This is a genomic window from Acerihabitans sp. (assembly GCF_036398755.1).
GTDB lineage: Bacteria > Pseudomonadota > Gammaproteobacteria > Enterobacterales > Enterobacteriaceae > Acerihabitans.
In genome coordinates this window covers 1-5,774 of sequence record NZ_DASWOM010000081.1, presented here as the reverse complement: position 1 = coordinate 5,774, position 5,774 = coordinate 1, and the positions used below count along the sequence as shown (strand labels likewise).

The window sequence follows — 5,774 nt, the reverse complement described above, 5'->3', positions numbered from 1 at the left end:
GACGTATTCGGCGCTGAGGTCGGCGCCAATCAGGCGTAAAAAATCTCCGAACGGGACCCCGCCCCATTTACCGATAGCGCTCCAGCCTTCGACGCAAATGTGTCGCGTTACCTGACTGACCTGCGCCATTTGGTGGAGCGTTGACAGCGGCCATTCGCGTTTATCCAATGCCAGACCGACGATTTTCAGACGATAAGCCGTTCCGTCCACTTCAGGCGCGTCGTCTTCGGCATAAAAGGCGTTAAACGGAAATGGTCGGGTGATCATCGATTCGGCATACACCGGTGCGAGGCGCGTCGAGCCAAACAGCCAGCCCTGAACGCGATCGTTGAAGACGGAAATCTTAGCGAGCGCGCTTTCTACGCCGGCGTTATCGCTGATATCACAGCCGGTCAGCATCGCCACGCCGCCAAGCGTCAGTCCGCGCTGCAGGAAGAGACGGCGCGACGGCGCATCGAGCCGGCGGATTATCTGTTTCTGCGCTTCATGTACAATGGCCGAGCTCTCGGCAGCGCTGAAAATCGGACGGATGCTTCTTTTTATGCTGTTTTTCATCGGTCTTCCTTAGCGGCCACGCAGCATGGCAATCAGGGTTCTCGGTACCAGCGCCACCATCACCAAATGCAGCGCCACAAATCCCACCAGAGCAGCCATCGCCAAAAAGTGCACATAGCGTGCGGTGTCATAACCGCCGAGCAATTCCCTCAATAGCGGGAACTGCACCGACTTCCATACCACTAGGCCGGAAATGGCCAGCAAAATGCCGTCGAGCATCACAAACACATAAGCCGCGCGCTGTACCATGTTGTAGTGGTGCAAATCGTCATGTTGCAGCTTGCCGCGGAATGCCGCCCGCAGGTCATTGAAAATGCCGCGCGGCGTCAGCGGCCAGAATTTCTGTTTCATGCGACCGGTGAGAATATTCATTAGCAGGTAAAACAGGCCGTTGAGGCCAAACAGCCACATGCCGGCGAAATGCCATTGGATCGCACCGCCCAGCCAGCCGCCGAGGGTGATTGTTGGGGGAAAGTCAAAATCAAACAGCGGCGAAGCATTATAAATTTGCCAACCGCTGGTCACCATGACCAGTACCGCCAGCGCATTCAGCCAGTGCGTCAGCCGCAGCCATAAAGGATGAACCGTTACCGGTTTGGGTATAGTGCCCGTAGGTAAATGAGTTTCTGGCATCATGATTTTTCCTGCCACCCGCCTTGCGATGTGGCGAGTATTGAGCGGATTTGTTCCCCGAGACCTCACGCAACGTTAAATAAAATGTGATAACTCAGGGTGAGTTGCTTGTGTAGACTCAGACAGTACGGGGAAGCCACGCTTAAAGATGAAAAAAATGGATAAAGCTAAAAAGATCCTGATCGTCGAAGATGACGGCGATATCGCTGAATTACTCAGCCTGCATCTGCGCGATGAAGGTTATGACATTACCCACGCCGGCGACGGCAATCTGGGCGCAACGTTGCTGGAAAAAGGCGGCTGGGACGCATTAATCCTCGACCTGATGCTGCCGGGCGTCGATGGTTTGGAGATCTGCCGCCGCGCCCGTAATATGACGCGCTATACGCCGATCATTATTATCAGCGCGCGCTCCAGCGAAGTGCACCGGGTGCTCGGCCTGGAGCTGGGCGCCGATGACTATCTGGCGAAACCTTTCTCGATGCTGGAGCTGGTGGCGCGGGTCAAAGCGCTTTTCCGCCGTCAGGAAGCCATGAGCCGCAATTTGAAAATGGACGCCGGAACGTTGAGTTTTCCCGGTCTGGCAATTGACCCGATTGCCCGTGAAGTGATGCTTAATCAGCAACCCGTCGAGCTGACGCCGCGGGAGTTTGACCTGTTGTACTTCTTTGCTAAAAATCCCGGCAAAGTGTTTTCGCGCCTCAGTCTGTTAAATCAGGTGTGGGGCTATGAGCACGAAGGCTATGAACATACGGTGAACACCCATATCAATCGGCTGCGCATCAAGATAGAAGCTAACCCGGCCGAGCCGGAGCGGATTCTGACCGTATGGGGAAAGGGTTATAAATTCGTGTCCTCCTCTGAAAGCATGCAAGGGTAAATCATGAAAAATCTCACGCTGGCGCAAAGATTGACCCTGGTATTCATGCTGTTGCTGATCGCCTGCTGCTCGCTTTCCGGTTATATGCAGGTGCGTTCCAGTAATCAATACAGCCAGTCGGTGATCCAGCGGCTGTCGGCCAATCTGGCAACGCAGATTGCGGCCAATAACCCGCTGCTCAGCCAGGAGGGGTTGAATCCGCAAGCGGTGCACCGGTTATTTGATCAACTGATGGCGGTCAACCCGAGTGTTGAAGTGTATCTGCTGGATAAAGACGGTAATATCGTCGGCAACGCGGCGCCGGCAGGAAAACTGCAGCAGCGGAAGATCGACTTAACACCCATTAACGCGCTGCTGCACGGCGCGAAAATGCCGGTCTATGGCGATAACCCGCGCGAGCCGCAAAACCGTCAGGTCTTCAGCGCCGCGCCGCTGCAGGTGGACGGCGTGACCAAAGGTTATGTGTATATCGTACTGCTCGGCGACGCATACACCGCGCTGAGCAGCGATGCCCAATACCAATCAGCGATTTATATGGCGCTGCGTTCTATGGGACTGGTGGCGTTGTTTGGTTTGCTGGCCGGTGCGCTGGCATTTCGCTGGGTGACGCGCCCGGTGCGCAAACTGACGGCGCAAATAGCCATGCTGGACCGTGGCGGGATGGAGGCCATCCAGACGCTGGCGAAAATCGATGTGCCAGCCGGTGCTCCGCGCGATGAAGTGACGCAGTTACAGCAGGCTTTTGTCGCGCTGGCAAAACGCATTGACCAGCAATGGCAAAGCCTGATGGTGCAGGACCAGCAGCGGCGTGAATTTATCGCGAATATTTCCCATGACCTGCGTACGCCGCTGACGTCACTGCATGGATATCTGGAAACACTGTCGGTGAAATCGGACCATCTGAGCGATGAGGACAGGCAGCGCTATCTGAACATTGCGCTGACGCAGAGTAAAAAGGTCGGACGGCTGGCCCAGGAGCTGTTCGAACTGGCCCGGCTGGAATATGGCGTGGTAAAACCGCAAAAAGAGTCGTTTTCCCTGTGCGAACTGGTGCAGGACGTCTTTCAAAAATTCGAACTGGCCACCGAGACGCGCGGACAAAAGCTGCAGGCCGACATAACGCCCGGCATCCCGCTGGTTAACGCGGATCTGGGGATGATTGAAAGAGTGCTGACCAATCTCCTGGATAATGCCATACGCCATACGCCAGAAGGCGGCACCATCGGGATCAGATTGTGGAAAAACGAAGGCCAGGTGATGGTGCGTCTTAAAGACAGCGGCCCGGGTATCGCTCCGGAGCTTAAAGAGAATCTGTTTGTCCGTCCGTCGATCCTCAGCGCCAATAAACACCGGGCCGGCGGGCTCGGCCTTATGATCGTCCGCCGTATTCTGCAACTGCACGGCAGCGACATTACTCTCATTGAAGACCCTGAACGCGGTGCGTGTTTCCAGTTCTCGGTGCCGGTGTAAACACCGGATGATAAGCAGCAACAGTGGGAGTGGGTTTACTTTTCGCCGGAAGCGGCCGCTGTGAGGTCGCGCGTGGTCGTGATTTCATCATCGGCAACCTTATCAACCGACATTGCCATCGCGGCCTCCTGCCGTTGTAAAGTACGGGCAAGCAGGGCTGAATATAAGGGTTTCCCGCCCAAAAGCTGTGCGACTATCGTGGCGCCCAAACAGGTAATAATCATCGGTAAAATGAGCTGATAGTTATCCGTCATTTCCAACACCAATACGATCCCGGTAAGGGGTGCCCGCACCGACGCGGCGAAAAGCGCCCCCATGCCGGCTATGGCAAAGGTTCCGACCTCGAGGCCATAATAGGGGAACCAATGGATGCTTGCCATACCGAATACGGTACCCAATACGGTTCCCAAAGCCAGCATGGGCGCAAAAATTCCCCCGGGAGCCCCTGAGCCGAAACAGAGTAGGGTAGTCACCATTCGGACAATAAAAATCAATACCAACATACCTAGGGTATAGTTTCCTGCCGCGACGATAGGTATCAGCGCAAAACCACCGCCGATAGCGGCCTGCTGAACGAGTAGAAGGAGCCCGCATCCTCCGCCCAGAATGCCGCCGATGAGCAGGAATTTACGTAAGTTGCCGCCATGTAATCGGGCAAACAGGTCCTGGCTGCGAAACACCATTATATTGAATGACATTCCAACCAGACCAAATACCATCCCCTGAAGCAGATACAACCAAAGCGTATCCATGGGCGCAGAGGCCAATCTGCCTATATCGATTACTGAATGCTCGCCATTAAAGAAGCGAAACACCATAGTCGACATGATGACGCCAATAAAAACGGCTTTAATTGAAATCAGGTTATAGCGGAACTGCGGACGCATTTCTTCAATAATAAATAGAATTCCTGCCAGCGGGGCATTAAACGCCGCTGAAAGCCCCGCCGCCGCCCCCGTTGCCAGAAGGGTATGCCGTGCTTCGGCGCCGCGCAGGTGAAAGATATCCACTATCATGCGTCCGACATTCCCCCCCATTTGTACCGTGGGTCCTTCTCGCCCCAACACCATCCCGGCGCCCAGCGTCCCCATACCGCCGATAAATTTTACCGGGATCACCCGCCACCAACGTACCGGCCGCAGTTCCTCCAGCGCGCCTTCGATCTCCGGTATGCCTGAACCGCTGGCTTCCGGCGCAAAACGCCGAACAAGATAATAGCCCAGCATCGCCAGCAAGGCGGAGATAATGAAGGACAGAGGCCAAACAAGGATCCAGCTATTGGCGACATGCGCCAACGCGGATAGACGCCGTTGTTGCACCCAATCCACTGCTTTCTCAAAAGCCACACCTACCAGGCCGGCAATAATACCTACCAGCGCTGCCAAGATTAGGATTATCACCGGCGTTTTATCACGCTGTATAAATTGGCGAATGACGTCCCTGCGTCGCTGTAAGGTAAGTACTGTGGGCGATTTTGGCTGCAGCGGCTTCATAGGCTTTTATCATTAAAATTTAAAAATAAAGCACACAGTGTAACGCACTTATCCGGATATGATGTCATCAAATGGATACAAGATGTTAGACTGATGAGAGTATGGTCTAAAATTATATATTTTAGTTGAAGAAATGTTATGAACAAGATCCAATCAGTACAGAATGAGTATTCGCTTAATATGTCAGACTCTGTGTCGATAAGACGTTAAGTTCATCTATGTCTATCTCTGCGCTATTATGCCCTAAATAAATTTATATCAAATGATAAAATCATATTTTCATGGATAATAGCGACTTTTAGCAAAATATATTATGGGAGTTTTATTTTAACTCAGTAATAAGAGGAATACTATGGCAAGTAAACTCTCACCGTTACTACCAACATTCTTGACAATTATCATCCTTTGGGCACAGTATGACGTTCATCATCTCACGTTAAAGTTATCTTTAAGTTGATGATTTCATCGGGCATAAAAAATCACGATGAATACAAGTTATCCAACCGCATTGGTGAGAAATTTTCTTGGGCAATCCCCAGACTGGTACAAAGTCATCATCGTCGTTTTTCTTATCCTAAACCCATTATTGTTTTTCTTCGTGAGCCACTTTTTAACGGGATGGTTATTGGTCATCGAATTTATTTTCACACTGGTAATGACATTAAAATGCTATCCGCTCCAAGCTGGCGGTCTATTAGTCCTTGAAGCCGTGATTATCGGTATGACTACTGCAGAGCATGTTT

The 5,774-nt window shown here is 52.5% G+C and carries 5 protein-coding genes and 1 pseudogene; 3 read left to right on the top strand and 3 right to left on the bottom strand.

Annotation, left to right across the window (positions count from 1 at the left end; translation table 11 throughout):
* Window positions 1–555 (bottom strand): molybdopterin-dependent oxidoreductase (locus VGC33_RS13330; protein WP_331121250.1); only part of this gene is annotated, 555 nt, incomplete at its 3' end.
* 9 nt (window positions 556–564) lie between these two features.
* Window positions 565–1,191, bottom strand: a complete 627-nt coding sequence (locus VGC33_RS13325; protein WP_331121249.1) for a cytochrome b/b6 domain-containing protein — start codon at window positions 1,189–1,191, stop codon at window positions 565–567.
* Window positions 1,192–1,345: 154 nt separating this feature from the next.
* Between VGC33_RS13325 and VGC33_RS13320 the strand changes: the two genes are divergently transcribed.
* Together VGC33_RS13320 and VGC33_RS13315 are read left to right on the top strand one after the other, a co-directional pair.
* Window positions 1,346–2,068: a response regulator transcription factor gene (locus VGC33_RS13320; protein ID WP_331121248.1), complete on the top strand. Its 723-nt coding sequence runs from the start codon at window positions 1,346–1,348 to the stop codon at window positions 2,066–2,068.
* Window positions 2,069–2,071: 3 nt separating this feature from the next.
* Window positions 2,072–3,538 (top strand): sensor histidine kinase, encoded by a 1,467-nt coding sequence (locus VGC33_RS13315; protein ID WP_331121247.1) that lies wholly within the window; start codon window positions 2,072–2,074, stop codon window positions 3,536–3,538.
* Window positions 3,539–3,573: 35 nt separating this feature from the next.
* Here VGC33_RS13315 and clcA read toward each other — a convergent pair whose 3' ends face one another.
* Window positions 3,574–5,031 (bottom strand): H(+)/Cl(-) exchange transporter ClcA, encoded by a 1,458-nt coding sequence (gene clcA, locus VGC33_RS13310; RefSeq protein ID WP_331121246.1) that lies wholly within the window; start codon window positions 5,029–5,031, stop codon window positions 3,574–3,576.
* A 484-nt stretch (window positions 5,032–5,515) separates the two neighbouring features.
* Between clcA and nhaB the strand changes: the two are divergent.
* Window positions 5,516–5,774, top strand: a pseudogene (nhaB, locus tag VGC33_RS13305) (sodium/proton antiporter); the annotation flags it as partial.

Excerpts from the sequence above, each read along its gene's own strand:
- VGC33_RS13315 (WP_331121247.1), top strand. The coding sequence starts at position 2,072 with ATGAAAAATCTCACGCTGGCGCAAAGATTGACCCTGGTATTCATGCTG.
- VGC33_RS13320 (WP_331121248.1), top strand. The coding sequence starts at position 1,346 with ATGGATAAAGCTAAAAAGATCCTGATCGTCGAAGATGACGGCGATATC.
- clcA (WP_331121246.1), bottom strand. The coding sequence starts at position 5,031 with ATGAAGCCGCTGCAGCCAAAATCGCCCACAGTACTTACCTTACAGCGA.
- VGC33_RS13325 (WP_331121249.1), bottom strand. The coding sequence starts at position 1,191 with ATGATGCCAGAAACTCATTTACCTACGGGCACTATACCCAAACCGGTA.